Here is a 17948-nt window from a genome sequence, read left to right on the forward strand (position 1 = left end):
TTAAGCTGATTTCTGCTGCAGTATCTTGACTGCTTCAGCCAGTACCAGCTTGCCATCTACACGCTGGGTTGCCATGAATCCAACTTGTCCGGTCGCAGCATACAACTCATTAAGCCGCTTAAAAACCCTGCCCTGACGGTCTGCCACCCAGTAATAAGAAAAATCGCCGAATACAATCGTTTTTGCTCCGGCGGCAATGGCTGGCATAAATGCAGAAGTTTTAACTGGACGATTGAGGATAGTATCCGGTGTTCCAGCAGTTACAGAAGGCTGCCAGAGATACTGACCGTTGTTGTCTTTGAGCTTCCTTATAGCTTTAATTGTCGAATCATTCATAATGAATACAGCGTTCCTGCGATACGGAGACTTTAGGCTGTAGAACAAGTCCATGATCTCGTCAAGGGTAATGGCTGTTGCACTCGCCGCAGTTACTCCTATCTCGCCACCGCCGTTATCCGCCAAGATACCGGTTGGCTTGCCAGATCCGTCGCCGATAAAAAATGCTTCCTCCTCTTTTGCTCCGATTCGGCGAGCGAATTCTTTGGCTATATACTGTTCAAGGTTAAATACACTATCGTTTAACAATTCCTCTGACACCTTGATCATAGTAGCCAGCTTATATGCGCCGATGGATACCTGAGCAAAGGAATCGTCGCTTTCGGGAATCTGGCCTTCCTCATCCACCCAGGATGCAGTACCCTTGCTTGCCACCACTGGAATTTTCTTGTCACCGCTGGACGTGGTAATAACATTGGCAATCTGCCTAAAGATATTCTCCTCCTCCAGTGCTTCCACAAGAGTACGCTCAAAGTCGTCGGGAACAAGATATCCTCCTTCGGTGTCCTCTCCAATCTGCAGCGCGTTGTGTACGTCATATTTGCGCCTGCCGCGCATCATGTTCCAGAAAGACTGCCTGTACTCATCGCTGGCACGTCCGGTTTTTTCATTGTTGCCAGATATGGAAGTGGGTTTGTCTGTAATAGGAATATTCAACGGTTTTGACAGTTCCAAATCTATGGCAGCCTGACGCTCAAGACGCTCTATTTCTTTGCCCAGCGCAATAACGTCGGCTTCCATTTTTTCATAAGTCGCGGTATCCTCCGGTGAAAGCAGTCCGTCGTTCCCGCGTTTGCTGTCGAGGAAAGCTTTAGCAGCTTCCCATACTTTAGCGCGTTTTTCACGCAGTTCCAGTATTTTGCTCATAATCAAATCCTCCTTAAGGTTTTAATAAAAAAAGCCGCTTTTCAAGCGACTCAATTGGTGTTCCTTTTGGTTTTTCTTTTGGTTTAAGCTTTTGCAGGATGGAATTTGTTACTGCCTGCCTGCTGAAGATCATTCCTCCTGATACTTCAAATTCGGATGGGAATGATTCATCCTCCATAAACAAGATTCCATCGGCAAAGCCAAGTTCCACCGCTTTTCTTGCGTTAAACCAGCTTTCTGCATCCATTAGGTGCGATATTTTTGCCCTGGAAAGTCCGGTTTTCAGCTCATAAGCGTTGATGATGGATTCCTTTATTTCTTCCAGCATTGCGATAGCTTTCTCCATTTCTTCCGTATCACCGATGGCTATTGTCATAGGGTTGTGAATCATCATCATGCTGACTGGTGACATAAAGACGTCACCTCCGGCCATAGCTATGACCGAAGCGGCGCTGGCTGCAATACCGTCAATCTTTACCGTCACTTTGCCTTTGTAATCCATAAGCATGTTGTAAATTTGATTAGCTGCAAATATATCTCCGCCAGGGCTGTTGATCCAGATCGTTATATCACCCTCTCCGGACAACAGCTCTGATTTGAACTGCTTGGGAGTTACTTCGTCTCCCAGCCAGCTTTCTTCAGCTATTGGGCCGTCAATATATAATGTCCGGCTGCCATCATCGTTTTGTATCCAGTTCCAGAAGCGGCGAACCGGTTTTGGTTTTTGTGATTTGTTCAACTTTTGATCCCTCCGTTTTAGCATTGTTTTTGCCTGCAAAGGCACCTGCATCGGCAAGCCTGGTCATGTTACCGTTAACAAGATACAGATCTCCACCCAACTCCGCCGGAATCCGGTTCATGTCCTCAAGCTCGCGGATATCGTTAGCAGACATCCAGCCGTTCTGTCGAGCTACAGCATAACCATTCATGCGGCTTGCATAATCACCGCGCAGAAGGCCATCTACATTGAATTTGACAAAGTATGCCCGCTTCTCTGATGGTAAAAGCAGCGCTTTTTGGAGAGCCTGTTCCCAACGCACCACCCACGGGTCAAGCGTGTATTTAACAAATTCCAGAGATTGCTGTTCGATGTTTGAAAAGCTTGACTTTTCAAGATCTCCAACCATATGGGGAGGTACTCGGAATATCCGAGCAATTTCATTTATCTGAAACTTTCTTGTCTCTAAAAACTGTGCCTGTTCGGGTGGAATGCCGATTGGTTGAAACTTCATTCCCTCTTCCAGAACTGCAATGCGATGAGCATTGGCACTTCCTTGATAAACAGCATTCCAGCTTTCTCGCACCTTTGCCGGATCCTTTAATACGCCGGGATGTTCCAGAACGCCACCCGGATTTGCTCCGTTGGCAAAAAAGGATGCACCATACTCCTCACAGGCAATAGCCATGCCTATGGCGTTCTTGGCCATAGCAATAGGGGAGTATCCGATCAGTCCATCAAAACCGAGTCCCGGGATGTGAAGAACCTCATCACTTCGTAGGTATATAAGGCCTGCTTTTGGATTAACCCTGCTCTCATCGCTGTCGCGCCGATAAGTGTAAAACAGTTCTCCGTTTGGAGCCCTGTCTACCGTCATTTTGTTTGGCAAAAGTGGATAAAGCGCCAGCACTCGTCCGGAACCGTCCCTAATAATTTGAGCGTAAGCATTTCCCCATAAAAGAAGATGACTCATCAGTGTTTCTCGGAACACGAATGAAGTCATCTCAGGGTTTGGTTCGTCATGGAGTAAATAATAGAGCGGGTGGGTCAACGCTTTTTCTTTGCCACCGTCTTCTTTATAGCGGTACACATGAAGCGGAAGCCCGGCGATGGCTTCTGCAAGTATCCTTACACAGGCATACACTGCAGTTGTCTGCATAGCAGTCCGCTCATTGACAGCTTTTCCACTGGATGTGCCGCCGAAGAAAAAGCTATATGCATTACCGAACAGGCTGTTTTTCGGCTTATCCCTCGCTTTAAACAGGTGTGAAAAAAACCTCATAGGCATCACTCTCCTAAAAATGGGCATGAAAAAAGCACCTACGAAAGTAGATGCTTGAAGTAAAAACTATTTTTTACATGTTATTTGATATCGAACTTTAAGGTCATTAAATCGGTTGTAAGGAACATAGTTCTCTTTCTGAAGGCGTCCTAAAACAATTCCAGGAGCAATTTCAATTTTACTTGCAAACTCAATAATGCAATCCCTAGTAAAGCAATTTGCTTTTATAAAAGCTTTGTATTGCTCTGGAGGTATAAGGATATCTCTTGCAAAAGCATCCGCCTCTTCTTCTTGTTTTTCACAGGTTCCACTTAGTTCACTAATATGGCCCCGAATAACGTGACACATTTCGTGAAACAAACTAAACCAAAATTTATCTGCATATTTACCCCGAACGGTTAGCCCCATAACAATGTGGTTGCCATCATAAAATGATGCTCCATGCAGAAAAGATCCGCCAATGTGGGGTAAGAACACCAAAGCAATACCGCACTCAGCAAATAAATCCGTAAGTTTGCTACAAAACTCTTCAGGATTCTTTACTGTCATTTCACGAATTCGAGGTATTTCCTGTTCAAGCTTGCTAATGTTAATCGGAGCAGTCTTATACTTTCTTGCTTCTATTCTTGCTTTCTGTGCCCAAGCTGCAAGGCTGTAGTCACTTGTTTCATTTGTGCCTGTTTTTCGGTAAGCAATACCGGGAATTCTCAATCTATCAAGTAAATCAAGCTTTGCAACTTCAAAAAAGCGTCTTAAATTAAGTGCCTTTTCTTCGGCTTTTCGTGTGGCCTCAACCCAACCCAAAGCAGCCATCTTTGAATAGGGGAATGCAGACGCAAGCTCAGCATCTCGTTCCAATTCATTCTCCGCAATTATTCGTGCCAATTTTTCACGATAAATGGCCTCAAGATTATTCCAAAAGCTTGCTGGCACACCGAGAACAGACTCAAGTCTCAAAGCGACATCCTGAGTAAGTTCAACCTGTCCGTTTATCAAACGACTAATATGTTTTTCTGATAATCCCATCCTGAGTGCGAACTCCTTTTGTTTCATACCACGATTCTCAAGCTGCTCTCGTATTGTCGCACCCGGTGGAATAGCAACTGCGTTTTTGCTATACATCATATAAAATCCTCCTTACCACATAACTACAACAAATTAGTGGTAGTCTTCAATATTAACAATTCTTACTACCTGGATATCCGTTTTGTTTTGTTCAAATATTAAGCGATATGGGTGTACTAAATCCATGGCATATTCACCTTTTCTATCGCCTTCAAGAGGATGACATCTGCCGATTGAGTATTGAATAAGCATCTCAACCGATACTGCGGATTTCAACTCATCAACTCGTTGATGTATAAGCCTGGCCATTCTCTCTCCATATTTTCGTTTCGCTATTGTATAATTTGTGCATATACGCTCTAAACTATTAGACTTGTAAATTATCTGAAGCAAAATGTCACCTCTTTACCTCCCAGGTAAATTTATCATAGCACTTTTGAATAACGTTGTCAATATACAATTTACCTCTTAGGTTAATTTTATATTGACAATAAACCCCGCAAATCATAGATAGAGCCGCCATTGCTATTGCCTCCACGAATTGCTCTATCCAATGCCATAATGAGCGCCACCGCGCCGTCTATCTTCTCGGTGGATTTCTCCTTGTCCGGCTTTATGTTTCCGGCCGGATCGGTTTTAACAAAGATATTGTCCATCATCCATCTGAGCACCGGATGTCCGCCGTGGGCGATGCGCTCCTCCAAAGTCAGCTTCATCAGTTCCTTGGTGGGGGGAGACATATCTTTAAAGCCCTGGCCGAATGGAACAACCGTAAAACCAAGCCCTTCAAGATTCTGTGTCATCTGAACAGCTCCCCACCGGTCAAAGGCAATTTCCTTGATGTTATATTTCATTCCGAGTTCCTCAATAAAGGTTTCGATAAAGCCATAATGCACGACGTTACCCTCAGTGGTATATAAAAAGCCTTGCCTCTCCCAGACATCATAAGGCACATGATCTCTCCGCACACGCTGATCAATATTCTCCTCCGGTATCCAGAAAAAAGGTAGAATCTGATATTTATCAGATTCATCAAGCGGTGGAAACACCAGCACAAAGGCGGTAATATCGGTAGTAGATGACAGGTCAAGTCCTCCGTAACAGGTTCTGCCGCGCAATTTTTCTGCATCAACAGGAAACGCACACTTATCCCATTTATCCATTGGCATCCAGCGCACCGATTGTTTCACCCACTGATTTAAGCGGAGCTGACGGAATAAATTTTCCTCTGCAGGATTTTGCTTGGCATTTTCACAAGCCACCCTCAATTTTTCGATGTCGACTGTAATGCCCAGTGACGGGTTAACCTTTCTCCATACCTTTTCACTTGTCCAGTCATCGGTATCGGATGCGCTGTAGATAACAGGGTAGAAAGTCGGATCTATCTTACGCCCTTGAAGAATATCCTCAGCCTTTTGATGTACTTCCCAGCAGATGGAATTGCGGTCTGTGCCAGCAGTTGTGATCAGGAAAAACAGCGGTTGTTTTCTTGCATCGCCAGATCCGTGAAGCATTACATCATAAAGATCCCTGTTTGGCTGAGCATGAAGTTCGTCAAATACCACACCATGGACGTTTAGGCCATGTTTTGTATATGCCTCCGCTGAAAGCACCTGATAAAAACTGCCTAACGGTTTATAAACCAGCCGCTTCTGTGACAGCATTGGTTTAATTCGAGATTTTAATGCCGGACACTGTTCCACCATATCTACTGCAACATCGAAAACAATGGATGCCTGCTGACGATCAGACGCACATCCATAAACCTCGCCACCATGCTCGAAATCACCACAGGTAAGATATAAAGCAATTGCCGCTGCAAGTTCGCTCTTACCCTGCTTTTTTGGGATTTCTATATAGGCAGTGTTAAACTGCCGGTATCCGTTAGGTTTCAAGATTCCGAATATGTCCCGGACAATTTGTTCCTGCCAGTCAATGAGTTCAAAAGGCATTCCATACCATTCGCCCTTGGTATGCTTCAAGCAGTTTATAAAAGTAACAGCGGCATCAGCCGCTTCCTTGTCATATCGAGAACCTTCCGCCATAAACTTGGTTGGTTTATATCGTTTTAACTTCCGCAGCTTTGCCGCCTCCTTTCCTAAAATTGAGCAAGAAAAAAGGAACCTCATGGATGAAGTTCCTCTCCTTAGTGGATTTCTATGAAACTTGTTACGTTATAAACGTTATCGTTTGCCTGTCAGGATAAACTCGGCATATTCTTTCTTGTGTTCATTAAGAAATACTACTAATTCATAAAACCCCATTTTATATGCCTCTTCCTGTACTCTTGGCAAGTCAAACATATTACAGGCACCGCTGTCCCGCATGGCCATAATCTGCCGATAAATCTTATCAGTTATCAGATTCTCGTTACCCATGTCCTACACCTCTGACTTCTCTGCCGCTGAAATTGAATCTCTTACCGCTTTATTGAGAAATGAAATATCAAAACCCGCATCTATATAGCCCTGCCGAATCACCTCGTAATAGTAACGACCCGGTGCTCCCAAAGGTCTACCTTCATTCATGATATACACCATTGCGGGTACCCACTGCCCTTTGAAACGTACCTTAACCGTTTCTTTCCGGTATAGATGCGGATAACCTTCATATCTGTCCAGCGCCTTCTCATCATTAGGCATGATTCTCCAAAGCAGTACTGGTACTCTTTCACCTTTTTGTTTTTCTATTGTCGCTACTGCGCCGCCATTCCCTCCTCTGAATAACAGCCGGTATCCTGTGAGTTTTGCACTCCCCAGCACTTTTGCCGTTGGGCAGCGGTATGCCATCTGCCTTAAGTTCAGATTGCTTCCGTATGCTAAATATATGGTTCCTTTTTCTTTGCTCATCGTATCATCCTCCTTGTATTTACCAAGGCAGAGGCGGAGATCCACCCCTGCGCTTGTCTATCTATGCTGCCCGAAACCGCCATGCTGCGTTACCATCAAGGTGTTTGCAAAGATGCTCCCGGCAGTTTTTGAACTCATCACCAATAAGTCCTATGCGGTTGAGATATGTCCGCATGGCAAACTTCTCATTTTCAACCTGTGGTTTCTTGCTGGAAGCGCATTTTTGCGTTAACGCCTGATGGTTTAACGCAAGGGCAAGCACTATGTAGCTTCTAATTTTTCCCGCATGAAGTTCGCTGTTAAAGCCTCGAAGCTCAATTGTCCCATTGCCATTAAAAAAGCTGTGCAGGTTCAAAAAGTGGTATCTGCTATTATGGTAATGGGTGCTTCGGCTTTCGCTGTAACCTTCGTACCAGATGCTCTCAATCGCCGCCATGGTTTTGGGCTTACGCCGATTCATCTTCTCAACCAGTGCCGCATCCATCTTTTTACAAAACCGCATCCTGTCCGGCTCAATCTGCAATGCTTTATAGAAAAGGTCATTCTTGCTGGCGATAATGTTGATAAAATTACGGATGCTTCGCGGTGTGTGGTCTGCACCGTCTATATGGATATGAATTCCACAGCTTGTGTTTGCAAAACCTCCAGCCTTGCGAAGCCTCCTTATCAATTCCTGCAGGGTTTCAATGTCTTCGCGGTATGTCAGTATCGGGCTTACCAACTCGACGCTATATTCCCGGCCAGTCGCCACAATCCTGCCGTTTTCCTTTTTCTGAGTCCGGATGCTCCCGTCGCTCATGAATTTCCATATCCGTCCATCCGGTGCAATAACCTTTTGGGTATCGTAATAATCTCCGCTGGATTCAACCCTCCCTCCAAGAAAAGCTGCTGCAGTTTTTGCCGCTTGTTTTCTTGTCATCCCCGTCAATTCTACCTCGATTCCAAATCTCGTTGTAAGCATTGCGCTTTCTCCTCGCTTTCTCTGTGTTTTTTGCCCTTTGGCAGTGTACATTAGGCCATTGAAAACACAGGATAGCAAGGCAATTCTGCGTGAGTTTCCACTGGATTTTGAACAATTTTACACATCTTGAATTGTGTACATTTACAGCTTTCTGATCACATCTATACCATAGGCTACACCCAAAGAAGAACCGCAGTCCCAGTTGATATGAACAGTTCCGATATCATCCACGAAAGATACTGTTCCTTGGTCTCCCGGTTTCAGCTTAGAATACGGATCATCCATGCAGATAAGCTCGACGCGTGTTCCCGGCGGATACTGCTCTTTAAGGCGGAGGACAGTTTCTTTTGAAGGATAATCTCTTACACTCATTGCTCGTCCTCCTTTCCAGGATAATATGCGGCGTACTTTGGATAATCCCTACCGTCCGGCATTACCAGCACTCCGTCAGACTGTCCCCGCCGCTTAACCAGCAAGCAAAGCCACACTCCATCCTCGTCAATGCGGCAAAGCCCTTTGTTTTCCTCAATAAATGTGCGGTCAACGTATAGGTCGGCAATGAAGTTGTCATAGTCAATCTTTGAAAGTTCGACAGTTTTCACAACTGCAAATCGTTTCCTCATCTCATACCGATGCGGCACCTTTAGATCCTCAATCCTAAACGGATGCTTGACAAAGAAGGCGGTGCTATGAAAATCGTTCATTTTCGTCCACCGCCTTTGCTCTGCCTTTCCGGTACGCCCCGTTGCCGGACAGCCTTGAAAGCAGCACCTTGCGTTCGGTTTTGAAATCATCTCCTATAAATCCTAACCGAAGCAGGAAACAGCGAAAAGCGTATTTTTCATTATCTGCCGGTTTTTCGGTGCGCAGCACACGCTTCTGAGCTTTTGCCTGTTCTGCCATCTGCTTTACAAGCGTGATATACGTCTGCACCTCGTCGGCATTTAGGTTCGCGTTCCAGAAAGGGAAGGCAATCTCGTCATTTTCAGCTAATACTTCAAGTTCCCGGTCAAGCGACAGTGCTTTCTTAATTAACGTCTCTTTGCTGGCCAGCATATTTCTAAGGTTTTCAAGGCTTGTCTCGCCAAAGCCCTCCAAAGAAAGAGTAATTGTCATGGTTCCCTCTGCAGATAAACCCGCCATATTCAGCGCGTCAATAACGGGACGGATGCTTTTGATTTCATCAAGACGGATTTCCGGCGAGTGAACCACACTGTCCCTGTCAACCGTCCAGCTACCAGCAGTGCTCCCGTCGTTTACCTCATACGCAAAACCCGGCGCTCCGGTATAGCGCACCTGGCCTTCAAGGGCTTCAGCAATGACTAAAGCAATGGCTTTCCTATCCTGACCGACAACCTTCTGTGAAAAACGAAAGCTGTTATTGCTCATGCCGTTCACCTCCCCTCAAATAAGCTAAACCATTTCTGATTCCCATAAAAAATCCCACCTTTCCTTTTTGGTGGGGTACATTAACGCTCTGTTTTGAGGGGAAAGCAAGGACATTTTTAAGTAATCTGTGTTTCCGCGTAAGGAATTTTTTCGCCACCTGACAGCAGGAATACTGAATCTGTTCCAAATTGTGAAACATAGCGCTTTACAATCACATCGCAGTATTTCGGGTCGAGCTCCATCATAAAACAAACCCGCCCGGTCTGCTGCGCTGCAATCATTGTCGTACCGGATCCGCCGAACAGGTCAAGGGCCAAATCTCCGGTATGGGAACTGTTGAGCATGGCCTTTGCCACAAGTGAAACCGGCTTCATGGTCGGGTGCTCTTCCGAAACTTTGGGGCGGGGTATCTCCCAAACATCCGACTGTTTGCGGTCTTTAAGCGGGCAAAGGCGCGTCCCCTCAAGCCAGCCGTACCAGATCGGCTCGTACTGGGTATGATAGTCCTTTCTGGATAGCACCAGGCTGTCCTTTTTCCATATAATTGTGCTTGACCAGTGATACCCTGCCTCCCGCATGACGTTCATCAAACTGCCCCATTCCTGGGCACTCATTACCACATAGGTCATGCATCCGGCTTCAGAAATCTCCCGCATACAGTTAAAAGCACGCAATAAAAAAGCGCCGAATTCCTCGGTGCTCATCTTGTCATTTAAAATTTGCCTCGGTTTCCAGCTCGGATGCCTGGTATCCGAACCGTAATCCACGTTCCAGGGCGGATCGGTGAAAACAAACCTCGCTTTTTTGCCAGCCATCAGCTTTTGCACATCCGAAAGCAAGGTACTGTCACCGCACATCAGACGGTGGCTGCCAAGTACCCATATATCGCCCCTTTTGGTAACCGGAGTTTTAATCTCTGCTGCTGCCTTTTCAGCATCGAAATTATCCTCTTTGACATTGGCAGCAGTTTTATCGCGGAACAACTCGTCGATTTCTGCAGCATCAAACCCGGTAAGAGAAACGTCAAAGCCATCTTCATTTAAGTCCATAAGCAGATCGGTCAAAAGCGGAATATCAAACTCGCCGCTGATTTTATTCAGAGCAACATTGAGCGCCTTTTCCCGCTGCTCATCCAAATCAACCACAACGCAGTCGATCTCCTTATATCCCAAGGCTGTCAGTACCTTATACCGCTGGTGCCCACCGACAATATTCCCGGTTCGTTTGTTCCATATGACCGGCTCTACATATCCAAACTCTTCAATAGACCGGCGTAGTTTTTCATATTCAGGATCACCCGGCTTTAAGTCCTTCCGCGGGTTATATTTCGAAGGTTTTAATTTTTCTGCTGGTATTTTCAGTATATCCATAAATCTTAACCCTCCAGTTTGACGGCTTTTTCGCCGGTGAAGTCCTCCCAGCGCTTAACAGCCAAATCACAGTAAACAGGGGATAACTCCATCGCATAGCATTTACGCTCAGTCTGTTCAGCCGCAATTATAGTGGTGCCGCTGCCGGAAAACGGTTCAAGCACAATACCGCCTTTGTCGCTGTGCATTTTGATGCATCGCCATGGAAGCTCCACAGGGAACATTGCCGGATGCTCCTTGTTTGCCCGTACAGTTGTCATCTCCCATATGCCAGCATAGCCCCACTTCTTGCGTTCTTCCTTTGTAAGCCGTTTTACAAATTTATAACTATGCCCTGCAAAAGCCGAAAGCCACACATACTCCTGATCGTTATATTCCTCTGCCTCGCCTTTATTGCTAAATGCTGAAATATACTCATACTGCTGAACCGGCTTGTTTGAAACAAGGTGATAGGGGCCTACGCCGAAGTTTTGTCCCTGCTTCTTCCAAATGCGTATCCAGATAGGTCGATAGCCATTGTCCAAAAACATATTCACGCTGTAAACGCTGGTAGGTTCAATAAACTGTGAACCGGTAGCATAGAGATCACCTAAGTTCCAGCAAACAATATCTGCATGCCTGCACAAATTTTTAATCACCGGGCGTACTGTTTCAAACCATGGCTCGATCCCGGCCTTCTCATATTCTTTGCCTACCCCGTAAGGCGGGGAAGTAACTGCCATCTGTGCGTGACTCCCATCCATTAACTTCTCAAAATCTTCATCGCTCGTAGAGTCACCACACATCAAACGGTGATTCCCAAGAAGCCAGATATCACCCCGCTTTGTTATCTGTTCGCGCTGCATGATTTCCTCATGCGCTTGGTCTATGTCAAAGCTGTCCTGCACTGCTTCTTTGGAATACCATCGGTTGAGCAGTTCGTCAATTTCAGAAGCGTCAAACCCTGTGAGCGAAACATCAAAGGCACCTGCGTCCAACTCAGCCATCAGTTCAGCCAGTTTATTCTCGTCCCACTCTCCCTGAATCTTATTAAGAGCAAGATTGAGCGCTTTTTCCCTCTGGGGGTCAAGATCTACAACGACGCAATCTATCTCTGTCTGTCCCAAGTCTAGCAAAACCTTTAAGCGTTGATGCCCGCCTACCACATTACCTGTTTTTTTGTTCCAGATAACAGGCTCCACATAGCCAAATTCCTCTATTGACCGTTTTAGCTTTTCATATTCCTTATCGCCAGGTTTTAAATTCTTGCGCGGGTTGTATGCTGCTGGATTAAGTTTTTCAACAGATATTTTTTGTATGTTCATCTTGCATTCTCCTGTTCAATATTTTCTTAAGACCCTTTTTTGCGCCCTCACAATCTCCGTTTATTACTTGTCCCCGCAGAGTCTTAAACTGCTGCTTCGTTAAATGGTCTTCATATTTTCTTAGTTCCCTAAGAAAGATTGAATTTGCTTTATGCATCAGCCACCCCTCCTGGCTGTCAGTAGTTTTTCCATCACATCATCGTGGGGAGTTGCCCCTTTGTATTCGGTAGCACAGTTTTCCCGCACAACTTGGTAAATCTGATACCACAGGTTATTGGCCTGTTTCATGAAGCTTTGACTCATGGCCACATAAGGTGACGGGATAGCATTGCCAGTTGTCGGATGTTTAGCAAGAAAGCCAAATTCAGTGATACATTCCTCGCACTGAATCCACCGCGCCACACTCTGGGCATATTGCTCTATAAGCTGCGCAGGGATAAGGTGAACACACCTGCGTTCCTTAAGCCACTGCCATGTTTTTTCGTATATTTCCACCGCCAGTGTTGTTTTTCCGTTCTTCTGCTTTGCAGCAAGATAATCCCTCGGTGGCGGCATGCTCTCTCCTTCCAGTTCCGCAGCATCCGTAAACTCCATTACCATGAGCTTTCGTCTGCCGGGATTTCCTTCCAAAATCTTATCCGCCAGAGGCTTTTTCTTCTGTCCTGCACCGATACGTGCCCCGCCGCGGTTGGTACCGTCCTTTGCCATACAAATCACCTCGATTCATGTAAAAATAAACAGGGGATATACCCCGTTTGAAACTGCGATTTTTCGCGCGTGACCCCCCGCCCGTTGCACAAAACTGCTTCACCAGAGATTTTGACCCCCCTACCGTCTTGCCCATCGCTCCCCTTCGCGGGCAGTGATCGAGGAGTGACATGGTTTGCACAGGCTCATAAGGTTATTGTCTGCATTGGTTCCGCCTTTGGATAAAGGGATAATATGATGTACCTCTTCGGCTGGTGTAAGCCTTCCGTACTTTTGGCACTCCTCGCAAAGCGGATGCTCTGAGATATATCTGTCCCTGATGCGTTTCCATCTCCGGCCATAGCGTTTTCTTGTTTGGGGATCTCGTTCGTATTTGTTGTAATAAGCATCCATTTGCCTTTGATGCATGTCACAGTACCTTCCGTCCGTCAGTTCAGGACAGCCAGGAAAGGAGCAAGGCCTTTTTGGTTTTCTTGGCATCTGGCCACCTCCTTTACGCGTATAAAAAAGCCCTCACAGGTTCATCCCATGAAGGCTTATCTATAATTTTTCACAATACCATTATATTTGGATTTATAATGAATTTCATCTCATAAAAATCTCATCTGGAATATTGAACAACACATTTGCTATTTGACCATGGCTTCTTGCCGTTATAATACTTATCTGAAATATATCTCTGCATATCGGGTGGTAAAGCTGCAAGCAAAAGATAAGCCTTTTTTCTATCTTCCTCTAACTCCTGGGTGCTTTTATAGAAGGAACATTTATCTTGCAAGCACTTGTGTACAGTCAGGATATTGCAGCCATTCCTTCCGTTACTGCCAAAACAATTATCGTACATCTTTCTTCACTCCCGTTTTATGTCATAAGAAAAAGCCCCGAAGGGCTTATGCGTTTTAATGTCATTTTTTCACGATATCATTATATATTGGATACCTGTGTTTTACATCTCATAAAAATCTCATTACTACTTCCCGTATAAAAGCAGTGCCAGATGATTAAGTGCCTTGTCCTTCCTACGGTACACCTGTGCTCTTTCAAGAAACAGCTTCTCTCCGATGTTTGCTACAGCTTCTGTCTTGCTCACATCATTAACAAAAAATTCTGTCAGTATAAACTGTTCTTCCTCCGACAGGGCTTCCCAAGCAGGCTTGAACCACTCCATATATTCTAATGCCCGTCTGTAACGTTCTTTCAACACATCAATCTCGTCAAGGCAAGCAGCAAGGCGTTCTTCGCCGCTTTTGGGATTGTGTTTGCCCGGAACTCCGGTAATCTTTGCACTGTGAGGGCTTGTCATACGGGTTTCAATTTCATATATATCCTCATCACTGTGTTCGATAATGTACTGCATGCTGTTATAATCTTTCAAAGCTTCAACAGCAGCCGCTTTTTTATCTAAATACTGCCATGCAATCAGCATATCGCACCTCCAAAAAATCAAGATAAAAAACCTTGATCTTTGAAGCAGTGTGCTTTTTTGCGTTGCTTTGCAGTGCTTTATTTCCTTGTTCGTTATGTCTTCGTTCTTTATAGAAGGCCATGCTTTTCCAGAATAGCCTTCACCTCATCTACCGAATGGACAACCGCTGCCACTCCTCCGGCATTGAGGATTTTCCTTATAGTTGCTTCCTGCAGTTTTGTTGTCTTTCCCGATGGGGTTTTTATTTCAAAAGCTATAAACCGTCCATTTACACAGGCAATAATGTCTGGTATCCCCGCTGTCCCGTACATACCACCATGTTCCTTCCAACAGAAACACCCCGGTACTGTCTTTAAGTACCGCAGTACTTTAGTCACAATACTTCTTTCAGACATAACCGCTCATCCTCCAAAAATGTTACCTTTTTCCCTCTTATAACCTCGTAACGTCCAAAAAAGGCATCTCATAAATCAGCTTCCCAAGCGCTTTTCAGGATTTTGTTACCTTGTTACCTCTTTTTGGGGTAGGTGTATACACAAATATTTTTATTTTTATATTTTTTAGTCTTAAAAAAGCAATGGTACTTTCGCGCGTATATATAAAGTTGAGGTAACAAAGGTAACATCGGTAACAAGTGGCTATTCATCAGCGTTTCTGGCGTTACCTTTTTGTTACCTTGTTACCTTTTTCAATACTAAAGAGGCTCAATATCTGTGATTTCAAAGCCGCTCACATCGCATCGCTCTTTCAGTATTGAGAAATCAAGAGCCCACGCTTTTTTTGTTTCATTCCCGAAACGCATCGTTTTATTGCTCTCTATAAAAAAGTCACTTTGCCTCAATTGCTTCAGAAACTGGTTATATGGAAGACATTCACCTGTGATTGCATAATCGCGTCTGTACTTGGTATAGCGGTCATATACATCACAGAAACGAATCCCGATAACCTTGCCATCTTTATCAAAAGTGTAGTCTTGATTCGGAGCCAGTTTCATCCGGGCCATGATTTCCAACGTCTGTTCTACAATGGTCTTGTTATTGCTGCCGCCATCCAGCAAGTACTCCTGCACACCGTTTTGAAGATATCGAATACATGCCCCTTTGTTAATGGGAAATACTTCAGCCCACGTTACATTAAGGAATTCACACAGTTTGTTTACTAGGCTCAATCCGGCATAGCAACAGGCGAGATTATTGACGATACGAGATGGAAACTCATCAGATATCTCTGACTTTGCTTCCTCATACCACTTCTCTGCCTCAGCAACCGATACTCTGAGTGCTATATCCAGCAGGCTCCGACCGAAGCTGCCAAGCAGATCCGCTTTTGCACACAGCTTATAAAATGCTTGTCTATGGCTGGCTGGTTTTAAGTCCTTCTTGCTGAATAGCAATTCTATGCTCCGTTCTCTGATGGCCGCTTCATCCGGCGATTCCTCACCAGCTACAATAATAGGTGCCAACAGTTCATAAGTAACAGCACTTTGATCCGCCCTACCGCGGACACCTTCATGGCCGTCATATGCATCTCGAAGATGGTTGTATAAGGCATTTAGCCTTAACTTATCTATCTTTGAAGGCTTAAACTCATCCATCAACTGTGGTATCAGATTCGATGATGCAGATTCCTTCATCAGCGTAAATGCAGTAACCTGTGTAGCCGCGCGGATTTTACTGCACGAAAATACCGGCAGAATAACCCGCTCCAATGTATTACTTTTTCCGCTGCCTTGTTCTCCGACAAGCAATAAATGAGGAAACTTGATGCCTGATTTTTTTAGATGCGGTTTGATAAAGCACCCGGCCACCCAGGCCATTACTGATACCGTTTTTATGGGCTCGTTATAGCTGAGGAGCCATTCACCAAGCATAATAAGCTGTTCCTTTGTCAATGGTTCAAAGATTAGGATATCGGTTGTTATGCTTTTATACTTATCAAGCTGCACGATATCTTCAACAATGTTGCCTCCGGCTTCAATGGCACCATCCGTTGAAACATATACCATCCGCCCGCCATGCTCATAAATCCCAAGAGCCTTGACCCCTGTTTTCCTTACCCACTCCATTTCGGATATATAACCTTTCAGCAGTTCCAAATCTCCTTCTGAGCCAAAATAGCCTAAGGATATCGTCCGGCGGTTCAAGATATTTTTAAATTTTTGGATGTTATTGAAGTCGGTAGTCATAAATGTCTGGCGGTATATTTCATCACGAATTGTAATAAGATCAGCAGTCATCTGCGTTTCATCTTCTGATACAATCATCTCCACCGGTTGAATGATAAAGTTTGTTATAGGATACACACTTTCGCCTCTGGTGCGGTAATACCTGCCCTCATGTTCAAAGATAACTGACTCGCTTTCGCGGCTGTATACGTTCTCTGTGACTTCAATGGCCTTATCCAGTGTCTCCTGCCCATATGTTGCTCCACTTGCATGATGTACCGTATCCCACTTTTCCCGGAATAACCTGGAATTTCTAAACAGCCTGTCCATCTGCTCTTTGTTTTTGCCTGACCAGAAAGCCAGCATACAGCAAAGAGCAAGGTCGGCTTCGGACTGGCTCGGATACCCTGCTTCCTGCCATTTTCCTTCCCATAGCAGATCAAATTCCTTATGGTTTTCGGCTGTCCGGGCTTTCTCCAGAATTTCTTCATCTGTAAGCGGCTCTAGCTTAACCACCTTACTGTCTTTCTTGCTTTTTCCTCCCCGCTTTTTACTTTTGATATAATTCTCATGTATCCAGGCCAGTGCCCCGTTATCTTCAGTAATGTAATCAGGAGTCCCTGGCAGTCGCTCGCCAGTCATTGTGAAGTATCTGCTGTGGGCATACATTTCAACTCCGGTTTTAGTGTTTTTATTGCCCTTAGCAGGCATCTCCCCTTTATAGAAAATATGAAGCCCAGTTCCTGAAGGGCTGATTTCCGTATAGGACGGAAACCGCTCAAGGATATCCTTGGCGGTATCGCTTAATTCCCCAGTGTTTTTGTCGCGGCAGTGATCTATGTCTATCCCCACTAAACCTCCGCTTTTTGCGAATACAAAACCTAATCCGGTATAGAGGTATTGTTCTTTTGCCGCAATCGCATCGTCAAGCGTCGACCAGTCGTTTGGGTTAGTGCTTGAGGCTTTTCTACCAGTTAAGGGGTTATAAGGAATTTTACTGTCTTTTCCGTCCTTTGTGTTTGGTTCCAGACGCCAGCAGATCCATTGCTTCCGGTTTGCCAATTCTTTAGGGAATGAGATGCTCATTTACACCGCACCTCCTCGCATCGTTCATTAAAATACCGGATCGGAATGCTGCGCTGCTTTGCCTTTTCAATCTCAATGGACATCCCTTTAGTAATTTTTCTGCCAAATACCCACACTTCTGAGCACTTTGACATCAATACCATGCCAAAGAACAAGCCCAGATTTCGCATTTGTTCATCATCGTCGTCCATAAACTGCGGAAACAAGAGGTGCGGAGCAATAGGTATGCAATTCCTGCTCACTGCAAAGCGGCAGTACCCCTGAGCCTTACGGATATTACGTTCTATATCACCAGCATATGGGCTGCAGATAAATACCATCGGTCTGTAAGGCGCTTTCCTGGCCTCTCGCTCAATCCTAAGCAATGCTTCATAAGGTGTTGGGTCGTAATATCCTTCCGCGTTAAACTTGCTGATACTCATG

Annotated in this window: 20 protein-coding genes; all 20 read right to left on the minus strand. The window is 45.0% G+C overall.

The window, feature by feature from the left end:
- Entirely contained in the window at nt 1-1203 is a 1203-nt protein-coding gene (locus AAV90_RS11290) for a phage major capsid protein (RefSeq protein ID WP_046499151.1), read from the minus strand.
- A 13-nt stretch (nt 1204-1216) separates the two neighbouring features.
- The gene (locus AAV90_RS11295; protein ID WP_003516023.1) at nt 1217-1942 is read right to left on the minus strand and encodes a head maturation protease, ClpP-related; all 726 of its coding nucleotides are present in this window, start codon (nt 1940-1942) and stop codon (nt 1217-1219) included.
- Nucleotides 1881-3203 carry a phage portal protein gene (locus AAV90_RS11300; protein WP_046499154.1) on the minus strand — a complete coding sequence of 441 codons (1323 nt, stop codon included), beginning with the start codon at nt 3201-3203 and terminating at the stop codon, nt 1881-1883. The genes AAV90_RS11295 and AAV90_RS11300 overlap by 62 nt, the downstream gene beginning before the upstream one ends.
- Nucleotides 3204-3269: 66 nt before the next feature.
- Complete coding sequence (locus AAV90_RS11305) at nt 3270-4328, minus strand: helix-turn-helix domain-containing protein (RefSeq protein ID WP_046499156.1); 1059 nt, start codon at nt 4326-4328, stop codon at nt 3270-3272.
- 33 nt (nt 4329-4361) lie between these two features.
- Nucleotides 4362-4661, minus strand: coding sequence for a type II toxin-antitoxin system RelE/ParE family toxin (locus tag AAV90_RS11310; RefSeq protein ID WP_046499158.1), 300 nt, complete (start codon nt 4659-4661; stop codon nt 4362-4364).
- Nucleotides 4662-4747: 86 nt separating this feature from the next.
- Complete coding sequence (locus tag AAV90_RS11315) at nt 4748-6349, minus strand: terminase large subunit (RefSeq protein ID WP_479725408.1); 1602 nt, start codon at nt 6347-6349, stop codon at nt 4748-4750.
- A 102-nt stretch (nt 6350-6451) separates the two neighbouring features.
- A complete protein-coding gene (locus AAV90_RS11320) occupies nt 6452-6646 on the minus strand; it encodes a DUF5049 domain-containing protein (RefSeq protein WP_028992635.1) in 195 nt (64 codons plus the stop codon).
- A gap of 3 nt (nt 6647-6649) precedes the next feature.
- Complete coding sequence (locus AAV90_RS11325) at nt 6650-7117, minus strand: gamma-glutamylcyclotransferase family protein (RefSeq protein WP_004400073.1); 468 nt, start codon at nt 7115-7117, stop codon at nt 6650-6652.
- Nucleotides 7118-7178: 61 nt separating this feature from the next.
- Complete coding sequence (locus tag AAV90_RS11330) at nt 7179-8078, minus strand: amidoligase family protein (RefSeq protein WP_046499168.1); 900 nt, start codon at nt 8076-8078, stop codon at nt 7179-7181.
- 141 nt (nt 8079-8219) lie between these two features.
- On the minus strand, nt 8220-8450 hold the full coding sequence (locus tag AAV90_RS11335; protein ID WP_046499170.1) for a DUF4314 domain-containing protein: 231 nt from the start codon (nt 8448-8450) through the stop codon (nt 8220-8222).
- A complete protein-coding gene (locus tag AAV90_RS11340) occupies nt 8447-8782 on the minus strand; it encodes a DUF6329 domain-containing protein (RefSeq protein ID WP_046499172.1) in 336 nt (111 codons plus the stop codon). Before AAV90_RS11340 ends, AAV90_RS11335 begins: the two co-directional genes overlap by 4 nt.
- Entirely contained in the window at nt 8766-9467 is a 702-nt protein-coding gene (locus AAV90_RS11345) for a virulence factor (protein ID WP_046499175.1), read from the minus strand. Before AAV90_RS11345 ends, AAV90_RS11340 begins: the two co-directional genes overlap by 17 nt.
- 116 nt (nt 9468-9583) lie before the next feature.
- Nucleotides 9584-10837: a site-specific DNA-methyltransferase gene (locus tag AAV90_RS11350; RefSeq protein ID WP_046499176.1), complete on the minus strand. Its 1254-nt coding sequence runs from the start codon at nt 10835-10837 to the stop codon at nt 9584-9586.
- Between the two features lie 5 nt (nt 10838-10842).
- Nucleotides 10843-12141, minus strand: coding sequence for a site-specific DNA-methyltransferase (locus tag AAV90_RS11355; RefSeq protein ID WP_046499178.1), 1299 nt, complete (start codon nt 12139-12141; stop codon nt 10843-10845).
- Between the two features lie 156 nt (nt 12142-12297).
- A complete protein-coding gene (locus AAV90_RS11365) occupies nt 12298-12849 on the minus strand; it encodes a P27 family phage terminase small subunit (RefSeq protein ID WP_003515999.1) in 552 nt (183 codons plus the stop codon).
- A 120-nt stretch (nt 12850-12969) separates the two neighbouring features.
- Entirely contained in the window at nt 12970-13329 is a 360-nt protein-coding gene (locus AAV90_RS11370) for an HNH endonuclease (protein WP_046499183.1), read from the minus strand.
- A gap of 490 nt (nt 13330-13819) precedes the next feature.
- On the minus strand, nt 13820-14275 hold the full coding sequence (locus AAV90_RS11380; protein WP_046499189.1) for a hypothetical protein: 456 nt from the start codon (nt 14273-14275) through the stop codon (nt 13820-13822).
- 107 nt (nt 14276-14382) lie between these two features.
- On the minus strand, nt 14383-14670 hold the full coding sequence (locus AAV90_RS11385; protein WP_014256603.1) for a VRR-NUC domain-containing protein: 288 nt from the start codon (nt 14668-14670) through the stop codon (nt 14383-14385).
- Between the two features lie 299 nt (nt 14671-14969).
- The gene (locus tag AAV90_RS11390; protein ID WP_046499192.1) at nt 14970-17525 is read right to left on the minus strand and encodes a phage NrS-1 polymerase family protein; all 2556 of its coding nucleotides are present in this window, start codon (nt 17523-17525) and stop codon (nt 14970-14972) included.
- The gene (locus AAV90_RS11395; protein ID WP_028992625.1) at nt 17522-17947 is read right to left on the minus strand and encodes a DUF7768 domain-containing protein; all 426 of its coding nucleotides are present in this window, start codon (nt 17945-17947) and stop codon (nt 17522-17524) included. The genes AAV90_RS11390 and AAV90_RS11395 overlap by 4 nt, the downstream gene beginning before the upstream one ends.
- Between the last annotated feature and the right edge of the window lies 1 nt (nt 17948).

The sequence above is a fragment of the Syntrophomonas zehnderi OL-4 genome (assembly GCF_000983115.1).
GTDB lineage: Bacteria > Bacillota > Syntrophomonadia > Syntrophomonadales > Syntrophomonadaceae > Syntrophomonas_B > Syntrophomonas_B zehnderi.